Origin of the sequence: Devosia sp., assembly GCF_028290435.1 — a bacterium.
Taxonomy (GTDB): domain Bacteria; phylum Pseudomonadota; class Alphaproteobacteria; order Rhizobiales; family Devosiaceae; genus Devosia.
Genome location: NZ_JAQGJV010000024.1, coordinates 17757 through 41790 on the forward strand (window position 1 = coordinate 17757; position 24034 = coordinate 41790).

Annotated in this window: 24 protein-coding genes; 12 read left to right on the top strand and 12 right to left on the bottom strand. The window is 63.5% G+C overall.

Translation table 11 applies throughout. The annotated features are described in order from the left end of the window. Positions 1 to 41: 41 nt before the first annotated feature. Entirely contained in the window at positions 42 to 1034 is a 993-nt protein-coding gene (locus tag JWP26_RS06560) for a substrate-binding domain-containing protein (RefSeq protein WP_299724918.1), read from the bottom strand. A 272-nt stretch (positions 1035 to 1306) separates the two neighbouring features. Here JWP26_RS06560 and JWP26_RS06565 point away from each other — a divergent pair, with 272 nt between their 5' ends. Both JWP26_RS06565 and JWP26_RS06570 read left to right on the top strand, forming a co-directional pair. Beyond that, complete coding sequence (locus tag JWP26_RS06565) at positions 1307 to 2047, top strand: ATP-binding cassette domain-containing protein (protein ID WP_367184081.1); 741 nt, start codon at positions 1307 to 1309, stop codon at positions 2045 to 2047. A gap of 4 nt (positions 2048 to 2051) precedes the next feature. Beyond that, entirely contained in the window at positions 2052 to 3050 is a 999-nt protein-coding gene (locus tag JWP26_RS06570) for an ABC transporter permease (RefSeq protein WP_299724922.1), read from the top strand. A gap of 123 nt (positions 3051 to 3173) precedes the next feature. On the opposite strand, the gene otnC is transcribed toward JWP26_RS06570, so the two are convergent. Genes otnC through JWP26_RS06585 form a run of 3 tightly spaced genes read right to left on the bottom strand, consistent with a single transcriptional unit; the run spans position 3174 to position 6131 of the window. Continuing rightward, positions 3174 to 3830 carry a 3-oxo-tetronate 4-phosphate decarboxylase gene (otnC, locus tag JWP26_RS06575; RefSeq protein ID WP_299724924.1) on the bottom strand — a complete coding sequence of 219 codons (657 nt, stop codon included), beginning with the start codon at positions 3828 to 3830 and terminating at the stop codon, positions 3174 to 3176. After that, positions 3823 to 5091 (bottom strand): 3-oxo-tetronate kinase, encoded by a 1269-nt coding sequence (otnK, locus tag JWP26_RS06580; RefSeq protein ID WP_299724926.1) that lies wholly within the window; start codon positions 5089 to 5091, stop codon positions 3823 to 3825. Before otnK ends, otnC begins: the two co-directional genes overlap by 8 nt. Positions 5092 to 5108: 17 nt before the next feature. Then, the gene (locus tag JWP26_RS06585; RefSeq protein ID WP_299724928.1) at positions 5109 to 6131 is read right to left on the bottom strand and encodes a LacI family DNA-binding transcriptional regulator; all 1023 of its coding nucleotides are present in this window, start codon (positions 6129 to 6131) and stop codon (positions 5109 to 5111) included. A 147-nt stretch (positions 6132 to 6278) separates the two neighbouring features. On the opposite strand from JWP26_RS06585, the gene ltnD reads away from it, so the two are divergent. Genes ltnD through JWP26_RS06605 form a run of 4 tightly spaced genes read left to right on the top strand, consistent with a single transcriptional unit; the run spans position 6279 to position 10366 of the window. Further along, the gene (gene ltnD, locus JWP26_RS06590) at positions 6279 to 7184 is read left to right on the top strand and encodes an L-threonate dehydrogenase (protein ID WP_299724930.1); all 906 of its coding nucleotides are present in this window, start codon (positions 6279 to 6281) and stop codon (positions 7182 to 7184) included. A gap of 16 nt (positions 7185 to 7200) precedes the next feature. Beyond that, a complete protein-coding gene (locus tag JWP26_RS06595; protein ID WP_299724932.1) occupies positions 7201 to 8091 on the top strand; it encodes an NAD(P)-dependent oxidoreductase in 891 nt (296 codons plus the stop codon). 31 nt (positions 8092 to 8122) lie between these two features. Further along, on the top strand, positions 8123 to 9112 hold the full coding sequence (locus JWP26_RS06600; RefSeq protein ID WP_299724934.1) for an AraC family transcriptional regulator: 990 nt from the start codon (positions 8123 to 8125) through the stop codon (positions 9110 to 9112). Positions 9113 to 9172: 60 nt separating this feature from the next. After that, positions 9173 to 10366 carry an MFS transporter gene (locus JWP26_RS06605; protein ID WP_299724936.1) on the top strand — a complete coding sequence of 398 codons (1194 nt, stop codon included), beginning with the start codon at positions 9173 to 9175 and terminating at the stop codon, positions 10364 to 10366. A gap of 40 nt (positions 10367 to 10406) precedes the next feature. Here JWP26_RS06605 and JWP26_RS06610 read toward each other — a convergent pair whose 3' ends face one another. Continuing rightward, the gene (locus JWP26_RS06610; protein WP_299725060.1) at positions 10407 to 11084 is read right to left on the bottom strand and encodes a glutathione S-transferase family protein; all 678 of its coding nucleotides are present in this window, start codon (positions 11082 to 11084) and stop codon (positions 10407 to 10409) included. Positions 11085 to 11287: 203 nt separating this feature from the next. Here JWP26_RS06610 and JWP26_RS06615 point away from each other — a divergent pair, with 203 nt between their 5' ends. The 5 genes from JWP26_RS06615 to JWP26_RS06635 all read left to right on the top strand — a co-directional run bounded on the left by JWP26_RS06615 (position 11288) and on the right by JWP26_RS06635 (position 17734). Then, positions 11288 to 11878, top strand: coding sequence for an ANTAR domain-containing response regulator (locus JWP26_RS06615; RefSeq protein WP_299724938.1), 591 nt, complete (start codon positions 11288 to 11290; stop codon positions 11876 to 11878). 1 nt (position 11879) lies between these two features. Then, positions 11880 to 13064, top strand: coding sequence for a CmpA/NrtA family ABC transporter substrate-binding protein (locus JWP26_RS06620; protein WP_299724940.1), 1185 nt, complete (start codon positions 11880 to 11882; stop codon positions 13062 to 13064). A gap of 540 nt (positions 13065 to 13604) precedes the next feature. Continuing rightward, entirely contained in the window at positions 13605 to 14414 is an 810-nt protein-coding gene (gene nirC / locus JWP26_RS06625) for a nitrite transporter NirC (RefSeq protein WP_299724942.1), read from the top strand. A 6-nt stretch (positions 14415 to 14420) separates the two neighbouring features. After that, positions 14421 to 16172, top strand: coding sequence for a NirA family protein (locus JWP26_RS06630; RefSeq protein WP_299724944.1), 1752 nt, complete (start codon positions 14421 to 14423; stop codon positions 16170 to 16172). Then, complete coding sequence (locus JWP26_RS06635; RefSeq protein ID WP_299724946.1) at positions 16172 to 17734, top strand: sulfite reductase subunit alpha; 1563 nt, start codon at positions 16172 to 16174, stop codon at positions 17732 to 17734. Before JWP26_RS06630 ends, JWP26_RS06635 begins: the two co-directional genes overlap by 1 nt. Positions 17735 to 17769: 35 nt before the next feature. Here JWP26_RS06635 and JWP26_RS06640 read toward each other — a convergent pair whose 3' ends face one another. The 3 genes from JWP26_RS06640 to JWP26_RS06650 form a co-directional block, all read right to left on the bottom strand. Further along, positions 17770 to 18327, bottom strand: a complete 558-nt coding sequence (locus JWP26_RS06640) for a cysteine hydrolase family protein (protein ID WP_299724948.1) — start codon at positions 18325 to 18327, stop codon at positions 17770 to 17772. Beyond that, entirely contained in the window at positions 18324 to 18824 is a 501-nt protein-coding gene (locus JWP26_RS06645; RefSeq protein WP_299724950.1) for a flavin reductase family protein, read from the bottom strand. Before JWP26_RS06645 ends, JWP26_RS06640 begins: the two co-directional genes overlap by 4 nt. Positions 18825 to 18986: 162 nt before the next feature. Beyond that, a complete protein-coding gene (locus JWP26_RS06650; RefSeq protein WP_299724952.1) occupies positions 18987 to 19214 on the bottom strand; it encodes a hypothetical protein in 228 nt (75 codons plus the stop codon). An 11-nt stretch (positions 19215 to 19225) separates the two neighbouring features. Here JWP26_RS06650 and JWP26_RS06655 point away from each other — a divergent pair, with 11 nt between their 5' ends. Continuing rightward, on the top strand, positions 19226 to 19666 hold the full coding sequence (locus tag JWP26_RS06655; RefSeq protein WP_299725062.1) for a zinc-binding dehydrogenase: 441 nt from the start codon (positions 19226 to 19228) through the stop codon (positions 19664 to 19666). 93 nt (positions 19667 to 19759) lie between these two features. Here JWP26_RS06655 and JWP26_RS06660 read toward each other — a convergent pair whose 3' ends face one another. From JWP26_RS06660 to JWP26_RS06675, 4 genes are all read right to left on the bottom strand, one after another. Beyond that, the gene (locus tag JWP26_RS06660; RefSeq protein ID WP_299724954.1) at positions 19760 to 20830 is read right to left on the bottom strand and encodes an ABC transporter ATP-binding protein; all 1071 of its coding nucleotides are present in this window, start codon (positions 20828 to 20830) and stop codon (positions 19760 to 19762) included. A 36-nt stretch (positions 20831 to 20866) separates the two neighbouring features. After that, a complete protein-coding gene (locus JWP26_RS06665; protein ID WP_299724956.1) occupies positions 20867 to 21727 on the bottom strand; it encodes a carbohydrate ABC transporter permease in 861 nt (286 codons plus the stop codon). Further along, positions 21717 to 22649, bottom strand: coding sequence for a carbohydrate ABC transporter permease (locus tag JWP26_RS06670; RefSeq protein WP_299724958.1), 933 nt, complete (start codon positions 22647 to 22649; stop codon positions 21717 to 21719). The genes JWP26_RS06665 and JWP26_RS06670 overlap by 11 nt, the downstream gene beginning before the upstream one ends. 86 nt (positions 22650 to 22735) lie before the next feature. After that, positions 22736 to 23953 carry a sugar ABC transporter substrate-binding protein gene (locus JWP26_RS06675; protein ID WP_299724960.1) on the bottom strand — a complete coding sequence of 406 codons (1218 nt, stop codon included), beginning with the start codon at positions 23951 to 23953 and terminating at the stop codon, positions 22736 to 22738. Positions 23954 to 24034: the final 81 nt, after the last annotated feature.

Genomic DNA, 24034 nt, shown 5'->3' on the forward strand with positions numbered 1-24034 from the left:
GGCGCGCCCTGACAAAATCCCTCGAAGTCCGGCGCTATGCCTTACTTCTGGATGCAGGTGTCGACGGTGTCCTTGGTGCATTCATCAAGGCCGGTGAACACCGGATCTTCGACCGGCTTGCCTTCGATCAGGTCGATCATCACCGATGGGGCCTTGTAGCCCATTTCGAACGGACGCTGGCCGACGAGCGCGGTCACGAGACCTTCCTTGGCGATGGCAACTTCGTCGCCGATCGTATCGGCAGCGCCGATGGCGAAGTCGTTGCTGGCGATCCGGTCAGCCAAGGGCTTGAACAGGTCGCGGTAGGGCTGCGGCGCCCCAAACAGCGGCCAGCCGCCCATGATGCCGAAAGCATCGAGGTCGGGATTGGCCGCCAGGATATCGCTCATGGCCTGAACGCCCTTGGCGCCATCGTCATTGGTGAACACCGGGCAACCGGCAACTTCAGTCCAGCCGCCTTCGCCAGCCAGAGCCGCAAGGCCCTTCTGGCCGGTCAGGGCGTCGCGCATGCCCTGGGCGCGCTGCAGGATATTGTCGGCAGCAGCATTGCCTTCAATGGTACAGATCGTGCCGCCGGTCGGCTTGGCGGCCTTGATGTATTCGCCGATCTTCTGGCCCATCAGGTAGTTGTCGGTGCCGAGATACGTCTTGCGCAGGGCGACATCGGCCTTGGTCAGGTCGGCGTCGAGCGTCATGACCGGAATAGTCGGGGCGGCGCTCTTGAGCGTATTGGCGATCAAGGGGGCATTGGAGGGCGAGATGGCGACGGCCGCCGTATCAGGCTTGCTCAGAATGTCCTGCAGGATCTGGGCTTCGCCGGCTTCATCGGATGTCGATGCGGGGCCGGTATAGAAGCACTCATATTCGCTGTCGGTGTTTTCCGAATTCCACTTCAGGCAGCCCTGGTGGATGGCTTCGAAGAACGGATTGTCGAGGCCCTTGACCACAATGACCAATTGCTTCTTGGCGGCGAAGGCCTGGCTGCCGCTCAGGGCGAGCGCGGCCACGGCCATAAATAGAACGATCTTTTTCATGTTTCCTCCCGATGATTGGCAGAAACCGTCCGCGGAACGAAAATATTCGTCTTCGCGGCCTCCTCGGTCTCCGGCGCACAGCTAATATCGCCCCGCTATCGCCGTCAACGAAACAATGACTTTATTTCCTAACCGTTAAGTTGACGCCCGCTAGCTCCTTTGCATAAGCTGGGCAACGTCTTCGTCCTGGGAGGAGAAGCCGGACAGCTTAGTCGCCTGCCAAACCCGCCGTCTTGAGCGGGATCGGTGGCGTGCGCGCAGAGGAATACAGAGTGGCGATACTGGAACTGGCAAACGTCTCCAAGCATTTCGGCGCCATCCAGGCGGTTAACGACGTGTCGTTTTCGCTGGAGGCGGGCGAGGTCGTCGGCCTGATGGGCGATAACGGGGCCGGCAAATCCACCCTGGTCAAAATGATCGCCGGCAATTTCTCGCCGAGCGAAGGCACCATGCGCATGGACGGCCAACCGCTCAACATGCACCGCCCCGTCGATGCGCGCCGCCATGGCATCGAAATCGTCCACCAGGACCTGGCGCTGTGCAACAACCTGACGGCCGCCGCCAATGTGTTCCTCGGGCGCGAAGTGCATCGCTGGTTCGGCCCGCTGCGCGTCCTCGACTATTCCCGCATGTACAAACGCTCCGCTGAAATCTTCGCGGAATTGAAATCGGAAACAAGGCCGCGCGACCTGATCAAGAGCATGTCCGGCGGCCAGCGCCAGGCAGTCGCCATCGCCCGCACCAGACTCTCCGACGCCAAGGTCGTGCTGATGGACGAGCCCACCGCCGCCATCTCGGTGCGCCAGGTGGCCGAAGTGCTCAACCTGATCCGTCGGCTGCGCGACCAGGGCGTCACCGTGGTGTTGATCAGCCACCGCATGCCCGACGTGTTCGACGTCGCCGACCGGGTCATCGTGCTACGGCGCGGACGCATGGTGGCGGATCGCAGAATTGCCGAAAGTTCACCCGAAGAGGTCACCGGCCTCATCACTGGCGCAATAGAACGGGTCTAGGCACATGACAATCACACTCGATCAGACAATCGCGCAAAAGACCCATACGCCGCTGGCCTTGTTGCTAAGAAGCCAGGTGTTCTGGGTCTTCGTCGCCATCGTCGCGGCCTGCATTTTCCTGTCCTTCGCGACGGACTCGTTCGCCACCTCCAAGAACATCTTCAACATCACCCGCAACGTCACCTTCACCGCCATCATCGCGCTGGGCATGACCATGGTGATCATCATCGGCGGCATCGACCTGTCGGTGGGTTCGGTGCTGTGCCTCTCCTCGATGATGCTGGCCATCACGATGCATGCCGGCTACGGGCTGGAAATCGGCATTACCGTCGCCATCGTCACCTCGCTGGCGGTGGGCGCTTTCAACGGGGTGTTGATCGCCTACCTGGGCTTTCCGCCCTTCGTGGTCACGCTGGGCATGCTGTCGATCGCGCGCAGCCTCGCCATGGTGGCGTCCAACAATACCGTGGTGTTCGAATTCGGCCCCGATCATGCGCGCCTGCTCGACCTGGGCGGCGGCGCCTGGCTGTTCGGCATCGCCAATCCGGTCCTGTACATGATCGCGCTGGCCATCATCGTCGGCTTCATCCTGCGCTGGACCAAGTTTGGCCGCCATCTCTACGCCATTGGCGGCAATGAAAGCGCCGCGATCCTGACCGGCGTGCCAGTACGGCTGATCAAGGTGGCGGTCTATATGATCTCGGCCCTGTCGGCGGGCATTGCCGGCATCATCCAGACCGGCTGGCTGGGTGCCGTCACCACCAATATCGGCACCGGCATGGAGTTGCAGGTCATCGCCGCAGCCGTCATCGGCGGCGCCAGCCTCGTCGGCGGCGTCGGCACCGCCATCGGCGCCCTGATCGGCGCGGCGCTGATCGAAATTATCCGCAACAGCCTGGGCCTTTTGGGCATCAACGCCTTCTGGCAAGGCGCCTTCATCGGCGGCTGCATCATCATCGCCGTAGCCTTCGAACGGGTCCGGCAACTACGCTCGTCGGAATAGGCCGCGGGCGTCGGTGCCTGCTACGTCACCCTCCCCACCCACGGTCACCCCGGCGCAAGCCGGAGCCATCCCGAGATCGCGTCAAGCGCCGCCAGATCGCACCGACAACGCTTCCGTTGTCGCCTATTTGAGATTGTAGCGCTGCCGCAATTCGTCCGCCTGTTCCGGCGTCAACGGCCTGATGGGCATGCCGCGCAGCATGAGGAACAGCTTGGCCGTTTCCTCCAGTTCCTCGGTGGCATATTGGGCATTGGCCAGCGTCGTGCCGGCCACCACCGGTCCGTGATTGGCCAGCAGCACTGCATGATGCGCGCCCGCCAGCTTGCCCACCGCCCGCGCCAGGCTAGGATCCCCCGGCGGCAGATACGGCACCAGCGGCAACCGCCCCACCCGCATCACATAATACGCCGTCAGCGGCGGCAGCAGATCATCCGGATCGAGCCCCTCGATCACACTCACCGCCACCGAATGGGTCGAATGCAAGTGCACCACCGCGCCCGCATCCGCGCGCTCGCCATACATGGCCAGATGCAGCACCGCCTCCTTGGTGGGCTGCCCGCCGCCGATATGCTGGCCCTGCGCATCGAACCGCGACAGTTGCGCCGGATCGAGTTCCCCCATTGAGACATTTGTCGGCGTCATCAGCCAGCCGCCATCGCCCAGTTTGACACTGATATTGCCGGTCGAGCCAAAAGTCAGCCCCCGCTCAAACAGCGATTTGCCGACCTTGGCAATCTCCTCGCGCACCAGGTTTTCCGCATGGCGGATCGAGTCAGTCATCGAGCATATCCCATGCGGTCACAAAGAAATCCGGAGCACCAAAATTGCCCGATTTGAGCGCCAGCGCCAGATCGGCCCCACCTACGCTACGCGTCCACGGCACGCCGGGCGCAATCTCCGGCCCGATCTGCAACGCCCGCGCCCCCAGCGCCTCCACCACCGCCCCGGAAGTTTCGCCACCCGCCACGATGAACCGGGAGAATCCTCGGTCCCTCAAAATCACGCTGACCTCCGCCAACAGATGCTCCACCAGCGTCCCCGCGCGGTCGCGACCCAATTGCTGCTGCACCGCCTTGACCGCCTCGGCATCGGCTGTGGAATAGACCAGCGGCGGCTGCCCACCGGCGCTAGCGATAACCCACTCCGCAATGGCCGCCGCAGTCTGCGTGTTGGACGCGATGTCCAAGGGCACGATCCGCAGCGCCGGGCACCCCGCCGCGATGGCGGCTGCGACCTGCCCCTGCGTGGCCACCGAGCACGATCCCGCCAAAACGACAGCTCGTCCTGCAGGCGCCGCCATCCGCACCGGCAACTGCGTGGTGCCAATCCGGCCCTGCTTCCGGAAATTGTCCGGCAGCCCCATCGCAATGCCCGAGCCGCCTGTAATCAGCCGCGCATCCTCCAGCGCCGCGCCGAGCACCCGCAAGTCCTCGTCCCGCACCGCATCGGCAATCATCAGTCGATGCCCCGATTGCCGCGCCGCCTCCAGCGCCGCCCGCACCGCATCCGCACCCTGCTCGATCACCGCCAGCGGCACCAACCCCACCTTGCCCTGCGACTGCCGCTGCAGCACCCGCACCAGATTGGCATCATGCATCGGCGTCAGCGGATGATCCTTCATCGGCGACTCCGACAGCAGAACCTGCCCCACAAACAGATGCCCCATATAGATCGACCGCCCCGCCGCCGGAAATGCCGAACACGCCACCGCAATCGGCGCCTCCAACAGCTCCAACAGCGCCTCCGCCACCGGCCCGATATTGCCCTCGTCGGTAGAATCGAAGGTCGAGCAATATTTGAAAACGATCTGCTCCACCCCGCCCGCCAGCAGCGCCCGCGCCGAAGCCAGCGACAACTCCACGGCCTCGCCCGCCGCGATAGTGCGCGATTTCAGCGCCACCACCACCGCCTCCGCATCACCAAAATCGGCGCCCTCCGGCGGCACGCCGATATACTGCACCGTCTTCATGCCGTTACGCGCCAGCATCAGCGCCAGGTCGGTAGCCCCGGTCAAATCGTCCGCGATAGCTCCAAGCAGCATGCTTAAAATCCCAAAAATCAGGCAGTCGCGCCCGTAATGATCTCATAGCCGGTATCGATGATTTCGCGCGTTTCCGGCCGCTCGCGCTGCCCCAGCAGCTTCTCGATCGCCGTCTTGCCGATCAAAAACCTATTGGAGCGCACCGTGGACAGCGGCGTCGGCAGCGCCTGCCCGACGTCCAGCCCATTGAACCCGAACAGCGCCAAATCCTGCTTCGGCTTGATGCCCGCGCCCAGGCAATGAAACACGCCACCCGTCGCCATGTCGTCATTGGAAAACACCACGACATCGAGGTCGCGCCGCCGCGCCAAAATCTGCGCCAGCATATCGCGCCCCGCCCCGATCGAACTCGGCCCCTCGAACCGGCAGGTCTCCACTAGCTCCACCTTGGCCTCGCCCAGCGCCGCCACCAGCCCGTCATGGCGCAGCCTGGCGCGATGATCGCTCGTCCAGTCATGCCCCACATAACCAAACCGCCGATACCCACGCCCCAGCAGATACTGCCCCGTATCAAACCCCGCCTGCCGGTGCGACAAGCCCACCGCCAGATCAATGGGCTGGCTGTCGATTTCCATCACCTCGGCAATGCGTACGCCACTGCCCACCAGCATCGCGCGCGCCATATCGGTATGGTCCAGCCCGGCAATCACCATCGCCTCGGGCTTCCACGCCAGCAACGAGGCGATCAACTCCTGCTCGGTATCGAGGTCATAATCGCTCACCGCGATCACCGCCTGAAACCCTGTCCCCTCCAGCGCCGAACGAATACCGCCCAGCACTTCGGGAAACACGATATTGGTCAACGACGGCACGATGACCCCCACCAGCTTGGAGCCCGACGACGCCAGCCCGCCAGCCAGCCGGTTGGGCACATAGCCCGTCTCGCGCACCGCCGCCATCACTCGCTCACGCGTGTCCGCGCCGATCGGCCCATGATTGCGCAGGATGCGCGACACGGTTATTTCGCTGACCTGCGCCAGCAGCGCCACATCGGCCAGCGTCACCCCGCGTTGTCGTCCTGCCAGCCGTTTGGCGCCCATGGCTTTAAGTCTGTCCTCGGCAAAATTGTTGACTTGGCGGGCCGAGCGTGGTCATGATCGCCGCCAAATGACAGCGCTAACATAAACGCCAAACCAATCGACCGCAACCGCTTATGCGGCCTCGTTCGCAGCAAAAGGACACCGGGCATGACCGCCACTATCGCCGTAATCGGCCTGGGCTCGATGGGCTTGGGCATGGCCAAATCTCTGCTCCGCGCGGGCCACACCGTGAGCGGTTATGACCCCACAGCCACAGCAGTGACCGCCCTTGCAGCCGAAGGCGGCCGCGCCGCAACCGACCCCGCCGACGCCACCCGCGATGCCACCATCGCCGTGGTCGTCGTCGTCAACGCCGCCCAAACCGAAACCGTGCTGTTCGGCACTGACGGCATCGTGGCGACCATGGCGCCCGGCAGCGTCATCATCTCCTGCGCCACCATGGCGCCCGCCGCCGCCAAGGCCTTCGGCGCCCGCTGCGCCGAACGCGGCCTGCTTTATCTCGACGCCCCCATGAGCGGCGGCGCCGCCCGCGCCAATACCGGCGAACTCACCTTCATGGCCTCCGGCACGCCCGAGGCTTTCGCCGCCGCCCGTCCCGCCCTCGATGTGATGGCTGGCAAGGTTTACGAGCTGGGCGACGAGGCCGGCATCGGCGCCTCCTTTAAAATCGTCAATCAGCTCCTCGCCGGTGTGCACATCGCCGCCGCCTGCGAGGCCATCACCTTCGCCAGCAAGCTCGGGCTGGATATCGCCAAGGTCTATGAGGTCATCACCGCCTCGGCCGGCAATTCCTGGATGTTCGAAAACCGCGTGCCGCACATTCTCGATGGCGATTACGCGCCCAAGAGCGCCGTCAATATCTTCACCAAGGATCTCGGCATCGTCAGCGATATCGGCCGCGCCGAAACCTTCCCGCTGCCCATCGCCGCTTCGGCCTTGCAACTGTTCCTGGCGACCGCCGCCGCCGGCATGGGGCGCGACGACGACGCCTCCCCGGCCCGCCTCATTGCCCAGATCACCGGCGTGGACTTACCCGCCGCCAAAACCAACTGACTATCGGAGATCTTTCATGACCAAGCGCATCGTCTTCACCGGCGGCAGCGGCAAAGCCGGCCGCCATGTCGTGCCCTACCTGCTCGACAAGGGCCACAAAGTGCTCAATCTCGATCTGGTCCCCTTCAACCACCCCGGCGTCAACACGCTAGTGACCGACCTCACCGATAGCGGCCAAACCTTCAACGCTCTTTCCATGCATTTCGGCCTTGAGGAATTCGCCACCGGCATCGGTCCCGCCCCCATTGACGCCGTGGTGCATTTCGCCGCCGTCCCCCGCGTGCTGCTGCGCCCCGATAACACCACCTTCACCGCTAACGTCACCTCGACCTACAACGTGCTCGAAGCCGCCGTGAAGCTGGGCATCAAGAAGGTCATCATTGCCTCCAGCGAAACCACCTATGGCGTCTGCTTTGCCGAGGGCGACAAGGACTTTCATAGCTTCCCGCTCGAGGAAGACTATGACAGCGACCCGATGGACTCCTACGGCCTCAGCAAAGTCGTCAACGAAAAGACCGCCCGCGCCTTCGCCATGCGCAGCGGCATCGACGTCTATGCCCTGCGCATCGGCAACGTTATCGAGCCGCACGAATACACCATGTTTCCCGGCTTCCTCGCGGATCCGGCGTCGCGCAAGCGCAATGCCTGGAGCTATATCGACGCCCGCGATCTCGGCCAGATTGTCGATCTCTGCATCGCCAAGGATGGCCTCGGCTATCAGGTGTTCAACGCCGTGAATGACCAGATCACCGCCAACGCGCCGACCGAGGGCTTCCTCAAGCAATGGGCCCCCAATTCGCCGATCACCCGTGCCATGGGCGAATATGAAGCACCCATCTCCAACCGCAAAATCCGCGACGTGCTCGGCTTCAAGGAACAGCACAACTGGCGACAATACGTGGCTTGATCGCCGGACGGTCAGTAGCTAGATTACTCTGATGCTTGACCATTCGTCCGCCCCGTATTTGCCGTCCGCTGTCCCCATGGATGCGCTGAGCGAAGTCCTGCAGGACTTCCGCCTAAGCGGCGTCAGCTATGGGCGCTGCGAGTTGCAGCATCCATGGGGCATTGGTTTTGCCGAACAGCCGCTTCTGCGCTTTCACTTTGTCAGCAAGGGTCCGTGCTGGATTCACACCGATGAATTTGGCTGGCAGGAGTTGAACGACGGCGATCTGGTACTGCTGCCGCAGGGCAATGCCCACCGCCTGGCCAGCGCCCCCGATGTTGCGGGCGACACGCTCAAGAGCTGCCAGGTGACCCGCTTCGGCGGCAATGTCTGCGAGATGGTGCAGGACGGCCCCGGGCCCACGAGCACTCTGTTTGTCGGCTCGATGGCGCTGGGCGCCCGCGCACTGCATCCGCTGATCAGCCTGATGCCCTCGATCATCAAGAGCCGCGACATAGCCGCTAACGATCCTATGGTCGGCCCTTTGCTGGCCGCCATGACCGCGGAAGCCGCGCAGCCCCGCATGGGTGGCGCCACCATTCTGTCGCGCATGGCAGATTTGCTGACCGCGCGGCTGATCCGCTGTTGGGTCGATTGCACCAGTTCTTCGACCACCGGCTGGCTGGCCGCCATCCGCGACGTCCATGTGGGCCGGGCTCTGGCCGCCATGCATCGCGATCCCGGCAACAACTGGACGGTGGAAAGCCTCGCTGGCGTCGCCGGGCAATCACGCTCCGTCTTCGCCGAACGCTTCAGCGCGCTGCTGGGCGAAGGCGCCGCCCATTACCTGACGCGCTGGCGAATGCAATTGGCCCAGGAATGGCTCGGCCAGAGCGGCACGGCGGTGGCCGAAGTCGCCGCCCGGCTGGGATACGAATCCGAAGCCTCCTTCGCCCGCGCCTTCAAGCGCACCACCGGGACCTCGCCCGGCGCGGTCCGGCGCGAACCTTCCGGACAAACGGTCATAGAATTCGGACTTTAAGATACATATCGTCCGACAAAGCTCGTTTATGAAAGCCCTCCAAACGTTGGAGGCTCTTCTATGACTGACACAACACTTCCGCTGGACGGCGCGGCCTCTGCCGACGACCACTGGAGCACCAGCACCAAGCTCGCCGTCGTCTCCATGGCGGTCGCCACCTTCGCGCTGGTTTCGGCCGAGTTCCTGCCCGCTGGCCTGCTCACCCCGATGGCCGCCGATCTCGGCATCAGCGAAGGCACCGCCGGACAAGTGGTCACCGCCACCGCCAGCGTTGGCGCGGTCGCCGCGCTATTCGCCAACGTCGCCATCGGCAAGCTGAACCGCAAGACCGTACTGGTCGGCCTTAGCGCCCTCGCCATCATTTCCAATATTGTCGCCGCCACGGCGACTGACTTCTGGATTTTACTCCTCGGCCGCGCCGGTCTCGGTATTGCCTTGGCATCCTTCTGGTCACTGTCCGCCGCCGTCGTGGCACGGCTGGTCGGCGTCGGCTCGCTGGGCCGGGGCATGTCCATCATCTTTGTCGGCGTATCGCTCGCCACCATCGCCGCGCCCTCGATCGGCGCCGTGGTCAGTGACTGGTTCGGCTGGCGCACCGCGATGGCCGCAACGGCGGGCGCGGCAGCCATCGCCATGCTGCTGCAAGTGGTCAGCCTGCCCACTCTCCCCGCTGACAAAGCCACCAGCCTCGGCGAAATCTTCGGGCTGATGCGGCGGCGTGGCGTCCAGCTCGGCATGCTCGCCGTGCTGCTGCTGGTCACCGGGCATTTTGCCGGCTTCGTCTATGTCCGCGCCTTCCTTGAACAGGTCACGCAGCTTCCCACCACATCCGTCGCCTGGGCATTGCTGGGCTATGGCGTCGCCAGCGTCATCGGCAATATCGCTGGTGGCCGCATGGCCGATGCCAATGTGCGCGTCGGTCTGGTGGTCACCGGCGTCACCCTGGCTGCAGCAACGTTAGCCCTGCTGCTCTGGGGCACGCATAGCGGCACCGCCTTCAGCTTCGTCGCCCTCTGGGGCTTCGCCTTCGGCACCGCGCCCATCGTGCTGCAGACCAATCTGTCACGCGCCGCGCTCGATGCGCTGGAAGCCTCCGGCAGCCTGATGGTGGTCTGCTTCCAGGTCGCTATCGCCGTGGGTGCAATGATCGGCGGCTACATCGTGGACGGCTATTCCGTCATCGGCACGGTGGCATTCGCCGCGATCATGGCCGCCCTGACCATGGTTCTGGCCCTGTTCCAGCCCCGCAAATAAGCAAATTGCCGGCAGCGTCACCGCCGCCGGCACATCATTCCTACGCCGCCAACTTCAGCACTTGCGCGTCATTGTTGCGCAACCGCGTCAGATGCAGTTCCACGAAATTGTCCGGCACCGCCGCCTTGACGCTCGGCCGCACCGCCAGCGCCTGGCGCCAAACCGACAGCTTGGGGAACCCGTCGAACAGCCCCGTATGCACCACCGTCTCCAGCGCGTCGAGCTGCCGGAACGCCGGTGCGAACACCGTATCCACATAGCTCAACTGCTCGCCCGCGAAGAACGGCCCGGTCACCGTATCCTCCAGCCGCTTGAACTTTGCCAGCACGCCCTGCCGCGCCGCGTCCAGTTCGGTCACATCCTTGGCGCTGTTGAACTTGAAAATATCGCCCAGCAGCTGCGAGCCATATTCCATCCACGACCGGTGCTGCGCCCGCTCCAGCGGATCCGCCGGATGCAGCTTCACGCCCGCAGCCGTTTCCTCGAGATACTCCAGAATAACCGCGCTTTCGAACACGATGGCGGGCTCATGCCCGTCGCGCTCGACCTTGAGCACCGGCACCTTGCCCAGCGGCGACAGCGCCAGGAACCAGTCGGGCTTGTTGGCCAGGTCGATATAGGTCACGTCGAAATCGACGCCCTTCTCCTTGAGCGCGATAACGGCGCGCTGCACGAACGGACAGGTCGGAAAGCTGATGAGAGTAAGTTTAGCCATAATAGCCCTTTGGAGACGAAGAGGGAGAGGGCCGCAAGGCTACCAGTTCCGCCGCTCCGCCCGAAGGCATGGCCATGCGTTATTCGGTGCCTTTACGTAACCAACTTCCATTTCAGTACCGCTTGGCAAAATGAACCTGCTCCCCTGCAGACGACGCATGCACAACCGCCCCTTGCTTGTTGCCACCGCTCAGCCAGAATGCCCTCGTGAACCAGCCCGACCTGTCCATTCTGATCATCGACGACAACCGCATCCGCGCTTCGATCATCGAGGAAGGCCTGCGCGAGGCTGGCTATAGCCGGGTCGCCGTGGTGATCGATATCGACGCCGTCGCGCGCGTGGTCGAGCAGGTCGCCCCCGACGTCGTCATGATCGATCTCGAAAATCCCAACCGCGATCGCCTTGAACATTTTTTCTCCCTGTCCCGCGCGCTCGAGCGCCCCATCGCCATGTTCGTCGACCGCTCCGACACTTCCTCCATCGAGGCGGCGGTCGCGGCGGGCGTGTCGGCCTACATCGTCGATGGTCTGCGCAAGGAGCGCGTCAAGCCGATCCTCGATATGGCAATCAGCCGCTTCAACGCCTTCTCGGCCCTCAAGCGCGAATTGCGCGAGGCCCGCAGCGAGTTGGAAGACCGCAAGGTCATCGAGCAGGCCAAGGGCATCCTGATGCGCTCGCGCAATATCAGCGAGGCCGAGGCCCATGCTTTGCTGCGCACGACGGCGATGAACCAGAACAAGCGCATGGCCGATATCGCCCAAAGCCTGATTACCGCCGCCGGTCTGCTGGAGCCTTGAGATGAGCCACACCATCATCACCGCCGGCTTCATGCCGCTGACCGATAGCATGCTGCTGGTGGTCGCCGAACAACAGGGTTTTGCCGCCGCCGAGGGCCTGTCGCTGCGCCTTATGCGCGAAACCTCCTGGGCCAATATTCGCGACCGCGTCGGCGTCGGCCATTTCGATGTCGCCCACATGCTCGCGCCCATGCCGGTCGCCGCCAATCTCGGCCTGTCGCCGCTGCCGGTGCCCTTCATCGCGCCGATGGCGCTCGGTCATGGCGGCAATGCGGTCACCGTCAGCCTCGATCTGTGGTCGCGGATGCTCGCGCATGGCGCCACCGACGACCTTGATCCCGCCACAACCGGGCTCGCCCTCGCCGCGACTGTCCGCGCCTCGGCCAAGCGCCTGCGTTTCGGGGTCGTGCATCAGGACTCCTCGCACAATTACGAGTTGCGCTATTGGCTGGCCGCCAGCGGTGTCACCCCCGATCGTGACGTGGAAATCGTCGTCCTTCCACCGCCTTTGCTGCCCGATGCGCTGGCCTCCGGCGCCATCGACGGCTACTGCGTCGGCGAGCCCTGGGGCGGCGTGGCCGTCCGCGCCGGAACTGCGCGCATCGTCACCACAAAATCGCGCATCTGGCGCTCCAGCCCCGACAAGGTCCTCGGCATGCGCGCCGCCTGGGCCGAGGCCAATCCAGATACATTGGCTGCGCTGATCCGCGCCCTGCACCAAGCCGCCCTCTGGTCCAGCAACCCCGCCAACCTGCCCGAAGCTGCGCGGATCATGGCCCAGCCGCAATTTCTCGACCAGCCAGCCGATCTGATTGCCGGCGCCCTCACCGGCCACCTCGCCATCGGCGCCGATGCCTCCCGCCAGGTCGAGCGCTTCTACGTGCCGTACGCTGGCGCCGCCAATTTCCCCTGGAAAAGCCACGCCGCGTGGTTCTACGCGCAGATGGTCCGCTGGGGCCAGGTGCAGGCCAACCCAGAAAACCTGGCGCTGGCCGCCGCGTCATTCCGCCCCGATCTCTACCGCGCTGCCCTCGCGCCGCTGGGCGTTCCGGTGCCTCAGGACGACTACAAGATCGATGGCCTGATCACCGAGCCCACTGAGCTGGCCACCCCCGCTGGCCCCCTGCTGCAATTCCCCGACGGCTTCTTCGATGGCGCCCGCTTCGACTGGTCCGCACTGCTTTAGCTGCGCCCAACTTCAAGTGACGCACGATCCCGGAGAGCCCCCGATCCCCCCTCCCCCTTGAGGGGAGGGCCGGGGTGGGGGTGGCTCGCCACCAGAGTGGAGCTCCACTCCCGCTCAACCTTCCCCCCCACCCTAACCCTCCCCTCAAGGGGGAGGGAACGCCCCCGGTGGCCCCGAACTGTTGTGCAAAACCCAAATGTCGATTGATCTCCCAACGCCTGTTTCCACCCGCCCGAGACATTGCCTACAATATAATCACACAGCCATATCGATCAATTTATAACCCATATGCCGCCCATTTGTGCGCACGCGCACCCATCCCGCGCCGCACCAAATCCCCTAACCCACTGGTAAACCTAACCCCTCCCAACTGGCACGTCCCTTGCAACATCCAATCCGAAGCGAGCAATCGCATCATTTTGGCGTCCAATGACGGGCGCCGCAGATAGGCAAGGCTGCCAACAGGATTCCCCCGGCTCGTCCCGGCGGTTTTCCCGTTGGCGGCCTTTTCGTTTTGGCTCAACGCAACAGGGGACGACAATGTATCAATCCACCATCGACCAGTTCGCCGACACCGCCGCCGCAAAAGTCCGTGCCATTCGCGATAATCCCGTTGGCTTCATGATCGGCTCAGCCATGGCCGGCGCCTATGTGGGCCTCGCCATCATCCTCATTTTCAGCCTCGGCCAATTGGTCGATGCCTCCATTCGCCCGCTGGTCATGGGCGCCAGCTTCGGCATCGCCCTGTCGCTGGTCATCTTTGCCGGTGCCGAACTGTTCACCGGCCACACCATGATCATGACCATCGGCGTCCTGCGCGGCACCGTGCCCATGTCGGGCCTCGGCCGCTCCTGGGTCATGACCTGGGTCGGCAACCTGATCGGCTCGGTTCTCGTAGCGGCCCTCTTCATCATGGGCGGTGGCGGCCAAATCCTCAAAACCGGCGCCGACATGATCTTCGTCACCGCCGCCGCCAAAATGCACGCCGCCCCGCTCGAACTGATCGCCCGCGGCATTCTCTGCAACTGGCTCGTGTGCCTGGCCATCTGGAGCGCCGCCCGCGCCAAGGATGATGCCGGCAAGGCTATTCTGATTTTCTGGTGCCTGTTCGCCTTCATCGCCAGCGGCTACGAACACTCGGTCGCCAATATGACCGTCTTCGCCATCGCCCTCTTGGCCCCTCATCCCGATACCGTCACCCTGGGCGGCGCCATCTATAATCTGGGCTACGTCACGCTGGGCAATGTGATTGCCGGCGTGGTTTTCATGGGCGGCGCCTATTGGCTGGCCAATGGCAAGCAGGCCCGCCTGCCCAGCGCCGTCCCCGCAGCCACCGTCGCGGCGGAGTAAGCCCAAATGGACAGCGATTTCAGCCCCGAGCAGCGCCGTTATCTCGAAGGCCTCGTTGCGGGCATGAACGCGGCCCGTTCGGCCGGAGGTGGCGCGGCCGCCCCGGCCGAACCGGTCGGCCCCGATGCGCCCCACCTCAAGGCCATGGCGCGCACCGAGGCCGAGGGACGTACGCTGGTCGATCAGGAAAACTTCAAGCGCGACGAACACCCCCACGATGCCTATGCCCGCATGAAGGCGCAGGCGCAAAGCGGGCAATATCCCAAGCCGCAGGACAATTTCCGCTGGCGCTTCCACGGCCTGTTCTATGTGGCGCCCAACCAGAATTCCTATATGTGCCGCCTGCGCCTGCCCAATGGCATTCTCAATCATTGGCAATTGGCCGGCCTCGCCATGCTCGCCACCACCCATGGCGGCGGCTATTCCCACATCACCACCCGCGCCAATTTCCAGATTCGCGAAATTCCCGCCGAAAAAGCCGTCAGCCTGATCGAAGCCATTCAGGACCTCGGCCTCCACACCAAAGGCTCCGGCGCCGACAATATCCGCAATGTCACCGGCACCCCGACCGCCGGCGTCGATCCCCAGGAATTGCTCGACACCCGCCCCTATGCGCGGGAATGGGCCTATCACGTGCTCAACAACCGCACGCTGCATGGCCTGCCGCGCAAGTTCAACGTCGCCTTCGACGGCGCCGGCAAGATCGCGGCGCTGGAAGACACCAATGATATCGGCTTTCAGGCCGTCGAGGTCGTCGACGGCGGCGGGGTCGAGCCCGGCGTCTGGTTCCGCCTCGCGCTGGGCGGCATCACCGGCCACCAGGATTTTGCCCGCCCCACCGGCGTCTATCTCAAGCCCGCCGATGCCACCCGCGTCGCCGACGCCATCGTGCGCGTCTTCATCGACCATGGCGACCGCACCGATCGCACCAAGGCCCGTCTCAAATACCTGCTCGACGCCTGGGGCTTTGAAAAATTCCTCGCCGCCGTCGAGGACACGCTCGGCACGCCGCTGACCCGCATCGCCGACGACCTGGTCAAGGATCGCGCACAGCCCGACCGCCTCGCCCATATCGGCGTGCATGCCCAACGACAGAGCGGCCTCAACTGGATCGGTGTCGTGCTGCCCAGCGGCAAGCTCACCGCCATCCAGATGCGCGGCCTCGCCGAAATCGCTGCCGAATTTGGCGATGGCGATATCCGCCTCACCGTCTGGCAGAACCTGCTGCTGTCGGGTGTCCCCGATGCCCACGTCGCCGATGCCGTCGCGGCCATCGACGTGCTGGGCCTCGCCACCACCGCCACCCCAATCCGCGCCGGCCTCGTCTCCTGCACCGGCAATACCGGCTGCAAGTTCGCCGCCTCCAACACCAAGGGCACCGCCGAATTGATCGCTACCCAGGTCGAGGCGCGCCTCACCATGGACCAGCCGGTCAATATCCACCTCACCGGCTGCCACCATTCCTGCGCCCAGCACTATATCGGCGATATCGGCCTAGTCGCCTGCAAGATCACCCCGGGCGAGGACCAGGAGCCCATCGAAGGTTTTCACATCTATATCGGCGGCGGCAGCGGCGCCGATGCCAAGATCGGCCGCGAAATCTTCCGCGATATCCCCAATGAGCAATGCCCCAGCGCGGTCGAAAGCCTGCTCGGCGCCTACCTCAAGCACCGCGACCACGATGCCGAAAGCTTCTTTGCCTTCGCCAATCGCCACGATATCGCCACCCTCAAAACTCTCGCCAGCGAGCCTGCCTGATGAGCATCCACGTCTCTGCCCCCATCGAGATCATCCCCGCCAGCGCGCCGTTCAGCGAACTCCAGCGCAAATGGCTCAATGGCTTCTTCTTCGAAACCCTGCTGAAGTCCCAGCCTCCGATCGCCGAAGTGTCGGCGCCGAAAGAGGACACCAGCACGCCCTGGAAGGACCCGTCCCTGCCCATCGACGAGCGCATGGCCATGGCCGCGCCGCGCCCGCTCAAGCAGCGCATGATGGCCGCCATGGCCCAGCAGGATTGCGGCCAGTGCGGCTATAGCTGCGCCAACTACGCCAGTGCCATCACCGAACAGGCCGAACCGCGCCTCAATCTCTGCGTCCCCGGCGGCAAGGCCACCGCCCGCATGCTCAAAACCCTCGTCGAAGAAATGGGCGGCGGTGTGCTCGATCCCGAAGAGGCCAAGCCCGTCAAGCCCGAGGCCACGACCCTACCCGGCCGCTCCCGCACCCATCCGGTCGCCGCCCGCCTCCTCTCGCGCCGCCGCCTCAACGGCGAAGGCTCGGAAAAGACCACCATGCATGTCGAAATCGACCTGTCGGCCTCGGCGCTGGATTACGAGGCCGGCGACAGCCTCGGCGTCTTCGCCAAGAACCCGTCCGAGCTCGCCGACTCCATCCTTGCCGCGCTCGATATCCCTCCCGATTTCCCCATCGCCGACCGCACCCTCCGCGAGGTGCTGATCGAGGACACTTCGCTGGGCCTGGCGCCCGACTCCCTGTTCACCTTCATTTCCCACCTCACCGGCGGCGAGCGCCGGAAGAAGGCCCAAGCCCTGGCCCGCGGCGAAGACCCCGATGGCGATATCGCCACCCTCGACGTCCTCGCCGCCCTGCAAAAGTTCCCCGGCATCCACCCCGATCCCGAAGCCCTCATCGAAGTGCTCGAGCCGATGCAGCCGCGCCTCTATTCGATCTCGTCCTCGCCCAAGACCGTCCCCGGCCAGGTCACCCTCACCATTGACGTCGTCCGCTACGACATCGCCGACCGCACCCGCCACGGCTGTGCCTCCACCTTCCTCGGCCACCGCGCCGATGCCGGCCAAGACGTCCTGGTCTATGTGCAAAAGGCGCACGGCTTCGCCCTGCCCGCCGACCCGAGCACCCCGATCATCATGGTCGGCCCCGGCACCGGCATCGCCCCGTTCAGATCGTTCCTCGAGGAGCGTCAGGCGATCAATGCGCCGGGCAAAGCCTGGCTGTTTTACGGCCACCAGCGCGAAGCGACCGATTTCTTCTATTCCGACGAGCTGGAAGCGATGAAGAAATCCAGCATGCTGGCAAATTTGTCCCTCGCCTGGTCCCGCGACGGCACCCAAAAAACCTATGTCCAACACAAGATGATCGAAGCCGGCGCCGAGCTCTACCAATGGCTCACCGCCGGCGCCCACTTCTACATCTGCGGCGACGCCAGGCGCATGGCCAAGGACGTCGAAGTGGCGCTGACTACGATCGTCATGACCCATGGCGGCCTCGACGACCAACAAGCCAAGACCTTCGTCACCGACCTCAAGAAAACACAACGTTATCAAAGCGATGTCTATTAGGAGCGGGTGTCCCTTACTCAGACCCGGGGTCTACATCAGCCCGCCGAAACGAGGCCGCTCAGAAATTCCTGGCTAGTGATGACACTGGCCCGGCGGAGCAGGATTTTTTCCATCAGCACGCGATGCACTTCGGCGTCGTTGTCGGCGCAGCAGTCGGACAGGATGGTGATCTCGTAATCCATGTCAGCCGCCATGCCGGTGGTCGACAGGATCACCCCGCTGGTCGAAATGCCCGCCAGCACGATGTGATTAACCCCATGCGCCTTGAGGATAGTCGCCAGATCCGTGGTTCCGAAGGCGGAGACTCGGCGCTTGGTAACGACGGCTTCCTCCTGGAGGGGCTTGAGCGCGTCGATGACCGTTGGATTGACGAAGCGTCCCGATGCCTTCGCAGCGGAAAAGCTCTTGTTGCTGGCTCCAACCTCGGGATAGCCGGGGCGAAAGCCCACCACGACGAACACCACCAGCATGCCGGCGCTACGCGCGGCGGCGAGCACCTCAGCGACCCGCGGAACAAGGGTGGCGTCGGCAATACCGGCGACGATCTCATCTTGGAAATCCATGACGAGGAGAGCCGAGGGCTGGGTTTTCAAAGCGTTTTTCCCTTGTAGGAGACCAATGGGGCAGCGCCTTCGGTGGCGCTGAAATCCACGAGGTGCCCGATCACGATCAGCGTGCCGAACCGCTCGATGGTTTCTTCCACCTGGCAATCGATCACGCCGGACGCGCCGACCAGTATAGGTGCACCAGTCACCAGCTTCGTCCAACTACCGAGCTGGAACCGCTCGGCACCTTTGAGGTCGCCCTTGCCGCCGAACGGTCCGGCGAGCTCTGCTTGCTCGGTGCTCAGATAATTGATGGCGAAATGACCCGCCTCAAGAATGGTCGCCAGCGCCGAAGTTTTCTTGTCGACCGAAATCATCATCATCGGCGGTTCGGCACACAGATGGGTCGCCGATAACGCCAGAAACCCGCGCGGTCCGTCCCCCGCCTCTGCGGTCACGATGGCGGTGCCGACGGCTCGCAGGCCGACAGCTTGCCAGAAGGTGCGAATGTCGATGACCCGTTCGGGCGCAGCAACGTCAGACATGTGAGGTACTCTTTATGGGTTGGACAGTCGGCAGCACCGCCGCCGAATCCAGCATATCAGGCAGTGCTTTGGGTCCAAAGCCTGAACGCCGACAAGCGCGGTCCCATGCGCCGCGGACCTGTGTGCTCATGTCGATCGCTTGGCCGCTCAAGCGGCTGAGGATCAGCCAAAAACGGCCACACCGGTGCTCAGTCGTTGCAGGACTCCCGTCAGGGCGACGGCCATGATCAAGCCAATGCCTAGGGCCGCGACGCCCAGCCAGAGCCCGAGTTTGCCGAGAGTGGGCCGCAGCAGGGCGGACGCTGCCTGCTCAATTCCGCCGTCGTTGACGAGACGGCGGAGGCACGCCAGGTGACGATCGACGACGACTAGCAGGCCGGCGATGGCCACAAATAAAGGAACTGGGCGCTGATCACGTGGTCAACCATCGCGAGCCGCTGGTCGAGCAGGTGCGGGCCCTGGGGCTCAAATATGTCGATCACATCGCCATCTTCAACGACATGCGGCACAGGGCAGCCGCAGTGGAGCTGATCCGGCCACAGGGTGGAATTGTGGCGATCGATGATACGCATCTGCCGATGCCGATGGGCGAACTCAAGACCAAGGCCGCAAGCCTGCATTGGGAACTGATGTTTACCCGATCCATGTTCGCAACGCCGGACATGAGCAAACAGCACGAATTGCTCAGCTTTGTGGCCGATGAGATCGACGCGGGACGAATTCGCACCACCCTCGCCGAAGTTCTGTCGCCAATCAACGCCGCCAATATGCGCGAGGCCCATCGGCTGGTCGAAACCGGCGCCGCCCGCGGCAAGATCGTCGTCGCCGATTTCCCGGCATGAAGCTCCGACGTTGTGGAGAGCGCCGGTCAGATTGCGAACGGCGCTTCTCACTCGGAAATCGATGACTTACGTAGCCGTTTGGCTCTCCAACTGCTAGGCGCCGATACGCTTGCCCGAGACCCTGTCGAACACATGCGCACGGCTCACGTCCGGACGGACGTGGAACGTGGCATTGAGGGCAATATCGGGGCGGTCGCGGAACACGCCGATCAGCAATTGCTTGCCGACGCGCAACTGGACGTGGGTATCGGCGCCGGTGGGCTCGATCATGAAGGCCTCGGCGGGTAGCCCGGCGGGGTCGAGATAGATGTGTTCGGGGCGAATACCGAGTTGAACTGGCGTTCCGGCTTTCACATTGACGTTCGACGGCAGTGGCCAAATGGCTCCGTCATCTGCTTGCAGCACGAGCTGATTGTTCTGGGTTTGCACGACGCCGTCGATGAGGTTCACTGAGGGCGAACCAATGAACGAGGCGACAAAGCTGTTGGCCGGCGTATCGTAGATTTCGAGCGGCGTGCCTATCTGCTCGATCACCCCGGCCCGCATCACCACGATCCGGTCGCCCATGGTCATAGCTTCCATCTGGTCGTGCGTCACATAGATCATCGTTGCGCCAAGCCGCTGGTGCAGCGCCTTGATCTCGCCGCGCATCTGCACGCGCAGCTTGGCGTCGAGATTGCTGAGCGGCTCATCGAACAGGAAAACCTGCGGGTTGCGCACGATGGCGCGGCCCATGGCAACGCGCTGGCGCTGCCCGCCGGAAAGCTGGCGCGGATAGCGATCCAGCAGCGTCGACAGATCCAGGATCTCGGCCGCGCGATTGACCATCTGCTCGATCTCGTCCTTGCTGCGCCGCGCCAGCTTGAGCGAAAACGCCATATTGGCGCGCACCGTCATGTGCGGATACAGCGCGTAGCTCTGGAACACCATGGCGATGTCGCGCTCCTTGGGCTCGAGGTCGTTGACCACCCGATCGCCGATTTCGATGTCACCGTCGCTGATGCTTTCCAGCCCCGCGATCATGCGCAGCAACGTGGACTTGCCGCAGCCGGACGGGCCGACCAGCACGACAAATTCGCCATCCGCCACGGATGCGGAAACGCCGTGCAGCACTTCGAGGTGGCCGTAGTTCTTGACGACATCGGTGATTGTTACATTGGCCATTTCGGGTTCCCCTGCGAGGTTTTGTCGGACGGTCGCCTAGCGACCGCCCATGCCGGCGTTCAGCGAAATGCTGTTGTAGATGAGCTTTTGCAGCACGACGGCGAGGATGACGCCCGGGATCATCGACAGCGTGGCACCGGCCATGATGTAGTTCCAGGCCGTGGTCTGCTGCGTCTGGAACAGGGTCAGGCCAACCGGCAGCGTCGCATTGTCGGCGCCGGTCATCACGATCAGCGGCCACAGGAAGTTGTTCCACTGCGCGATGAACGTGAACAGCGACAACAGGCCGATAGCCGGCATGGAGAGCGGGATGATGATGCTGATCAGAATGCGCAGCCGCGATGCTCCATCGATGCGCGCCGCTTCCTCCAGTTCCAGCGGAATGGACAGGAAGAACTGGCGCAGTAGGAACGAGCCGAACGTGCCGAACGCCACCGGCAGGATGACGCCCTGGAAGGTGTTGATCATGCCCAGCTTGTTGACGATCAGGAAAAGCGGGATGATCAGCATGATCCCCGGCACCATCAGCGTCGCCAGATACGCCATCAGCAGTTTATCGCGACCGGGAAATTTTAGCCGTGCGAAGGCGTAGCCCGACAGGCACGACACCAGCACGGTGATCACGGTCACGCTGACCGAAATAATCACGCTGTTGAGGAAGAATCGGCCGAACGGCAGCGTCGTCCAGGCTTTGGCGAAGTTGTCCCACTCGAACACGGCGGGGAGGATGCGCACCGGGATGGCCAGCACTTCGGCATTGCTGCGCACCGCATTGGACACCATCCAGAAGAACGGGAACAGGAACAGCAGCGCCACCAGCGCCAGCGCGCCGTGATTGAGAATATCGAGCGCCAGCGTGCGGCGGGCGTTCGCCTTGGCCTTGGTTTTAGTTGTCATAATGCACCCACTTGCGCTGGAGCCAGAACTGGAACGCGGTGAGCGCCATGATCATGGCGAACATGACCCAGGCAATGGACGAGGCGTAGCCCATCTGGAAATTCTGAAAGCCCTTCTGGAAGATCGAATAGCCCAGCGTCGCCGTCGCCGAACCCGGCCCGCCGCGTGTCATAACGTAGATCTGGTCGAACACCTGGAGCGAGGTGATCGCCGTCATCACCGTGCCGAAGAACAGCGTCGGCGAGATCAGCGGCAGGCGAATTTTCCAGAACCGGTCCCAGGCCGAAGCGCCATCGATACGGGCGGCTTCCATATAGCTTGCCGGCACCATGTCGAGCGCGGCGTTGAACAGCACCGTATTGTAGCCGACCCCGGCCCAGAGCGAGACGATGATCACCGCCTGCATGGCCAGTTTCTGGTCGGTCAGAAGATTTGGCAGGTGGATGGCGAGCGAGCCCGTGACGAAGTCGAAGAAGCCACCGGGCGCAAAGATCAGCATCCAGACGATGGCGACAGCGATGCCTGGGGTGAAGGTTGGGAGGAAAAAAATCACCCGGAACCATCGCTGTCCCATCTTGAGGCTGGATATCCAAACCGCCAGCCCCAATGAGATAATGATGTTCAGCACCAGATATTCGAAGGTGAAGAACAAGGTGTTGCGCACCACCGGCCAGAACTGCGGGTCGGCGGTGAACAGCTTTATGTAATTGGCGAAGCCGACGAACTGAGGCTGCCCCAGCAGCTTCCAATTGGTGAAGCTGAGAACCACCGATGCAATGATGGGCACGACCAGAAACAGCGTAACGCCGATCAGGCTTGGCAGCAGGAAGAAGAACGCCGTTCTTCCCTCGCCCCGGTCCAGCCGGTTTTTACGCTTTCTGGTCACCGCCCTGGTGGCGGCGATTCGTTCGACGACAGCCATCGGACTTTCCCTTCTGGCGACAGTTCAGCACGTCTGAATGTCAGGATGACGCCTGGCCGGTTGCCCGGCCAGGCACAGTAAGGGCTTTAGGGGAGCTGGCTCTGGATGTCGGCCAGCACGCCGTCAGTGGTGTTGTCGCCGTTCAGGGCCAGCGGCATATACTGGGTGATCAGGTTCTCGAACTCGTTCCAGGTGTCGTTGAGGCGGAAAGGGGTGGCGTGCGCGAACGAGTATTCCAGCGTTTCGCGGGTGCCCTTCACGTCCTTGGCTGCCACATCATACCAGAAATGCTGCTCAGCCAGGCGACCGGGCAGCGCACGGCCGGCGGATGCGAGGATTTCAGCGGCCTTCGGTCCGGTCAGAACCTGGAGCGCCTTATAGGCTTCCTCCTTGTGCTGGCCGGCAGCGGCGATGCCGAAGCCGGAACCGGCGGTGATGAAGCGGGAAGGGCCATCGCCGCGTGGCAGGGGCGCAATGCCCATTTCGAAGCTGGCGCCCTTGGCGGCCGAGATCATCGACCATGGACCGTCAATATACATCGCCGCATTGCCCGATGCGAACCGGCCACTGGCCTGCACCGCACTGGCGCCCGAAGCAAACACCGGCGAGGCCTTGTCGACGGCGGTCAGGTCGACATACTTGCCCACAGCGGCGGTATAGCCGGCATTGGTCAGATCGAACTGGTTGGAATCGTTGAAGTACTCAGCGCCCATGGCGACCGGGCCGGCAATGTAATCGAACGCCTGGGTGGCGTAGCCAAACTTGTCGCCTGAGGTCAGCTTGTCGGCTGCAGCCTTGAAGTCGTCAAAGGTCCAGTCCATCGCCGGCTCGGCGAGGCCCGCGGCCTTGAACATGTCGCGGTTGTAGAACACCAGCCACGGACCGACGTCGTAGGGCAGACCGTAAACGGCACCGTCATGGGACAACCCGCTGACGATGGATGGCTCGAAGGCTTTGATGTCAAACGAGTCCGTCGCGAAATGGGCGTCGAGCGGTTCCAGAATGGAATAGAAGCTCGGCATGCGCATGGACTGCATGGCGACGATATCGCCAATCTCGCCCGATGACGCCAGCACCGGCAGGCGCGTCCAGTAGTCGGTCCAGCCCGAAATCTGCGGGGTCACCTTGATATTGGGATATTCCTGGGTGACCAGATCGGCGAGGCTCTGCCACAGCGCCTGATCGCTTTGGTCGCCCCACATCTGCCAGGTGAGATTGACCGGGGCGTCCTGCGCCTGCACCTGCATGGCGAAGGCAGAGGTTCCCACCAAAGCGGCAGTTGCCAGAATAAGAGACAGTTTCACGATAGTTCCTCCTCAGTGACTATGATGGTGTCGATGTTTGTGTAGGCACGGTGTAAACGTCTGCTCCTCTGCCCGCCGGAC

Coding starts and splice junctions, on each gene's coding strand:
- JWP26_RS06670 (WP_299724958.1), bottom strand. CDS start 22,649: ATGGCTGTCGTCGAACGAATCGCCGCCACCAGGGCGGTGACCAGAAAG.
- JWP26_RS06660 (WP_299724954.1), bottom strand. CDS start 20,830: ATGGCCAATGTAACAATCACCGATGTCGTCAAGAACTACGGCCACCTC.
- JWP26_RS06585 (WP_299724928.1), bottom strand. CDS start 6,131: ATGGGCGCCAAACGGCTGGCAGGACGACAACGCGGGGTGACGCTGGCC.
- JWP26_RS06595 (WP_299724932.1), top strand. CDS start 7,201: ATGACCAAGCGCATCGTCTTCACCGGCGGCAGCGGCAAAGCCGGCCGC.
- nirC (WP_299724942.1), top strand. CDS start 13,605: ATGTATCAATCCACCATCGACCAGTTCGCCGACACCGCCGCCGCAAAA.
- JWP26_RS06645 (WP_299724950.1), bottom strand. CDS start 18,824: ATGTCTGACGTTGCTGCGCCCGAACGGGTCATCGACATTCGCACCTTC.
- JWP26_RS06605 (WP_299724936.1), top strand. CDS start 9,173: ATGACTGACACAACACTTCCGCTGGACGGCGCGGCCTCTGCCGACGAC.
- JWP26_RS06665 (WP_299724956.1), bottom strand. CDS start 21,727: ATGACAACTAAAACCAAGGCCAAGGCGAACGCCCGCCGCACGCTGGCG.
- JWP26_RS06630 (WP_299724944.1), top strand. CDS start 14,421: ATGGACAGCGATTTCAGCCCCGAGCAGCGCCGTTATCTCGAAGGCCTC.
- JWP26_RS06600 (WP_299724934.1), top strand. CDS start 8,123: ATGCTTGACCATTCGTCCGCCCCGTATTTGCCGTCCGCTGTCCCCATG.
- ltnD (WP_299724930.1), top strand. CDS start 6,279: ATGACCGCCACTATCGCCGTAATCGGCCTGGGCTCGATGGGCTTGGGC.
- JWP26_RS06620 (WP_299724940.1), top strand. CDS start 11,880: ATGAGCCACACCATCATCACCGCCGGCTTCATGCCGCTGACCGATAGC.
- otnC (WP_299724924.1), bottom strand. CDS start 3,830: ATGACTGACTCGATCCGCCATGCGGAAAACCTGGTGCGCGAGGAGATT.
- JWP26_RS06560 (WP_299724918.1), bottom strand. CDS start 1,034: ATGAAAAAGATCGTTCTATTTATGGCCGTGGCCGCGCTCGCCCTGAGC.
- JWP26_RS06635 (WP_299724946.1), top strand. CDS start 16,172: ATGAGCATCCACGTCTCTGCCCCCATCGAGATCATCCCCGCCAGCGCG.
- otnK (WP_299724926.1), bottom strand. CDS start 5,091: ATGCTGCTTGGAGCTATCGCGGACGATTTGACCGGGGCTACCGACCTG.
- JWP26_RS06570 (WP_299724922.1), top strand. CDS start 2,052: ATGACAATCACACTCGATCAGACAATCGCGCAAAAGACCCATACGCCG.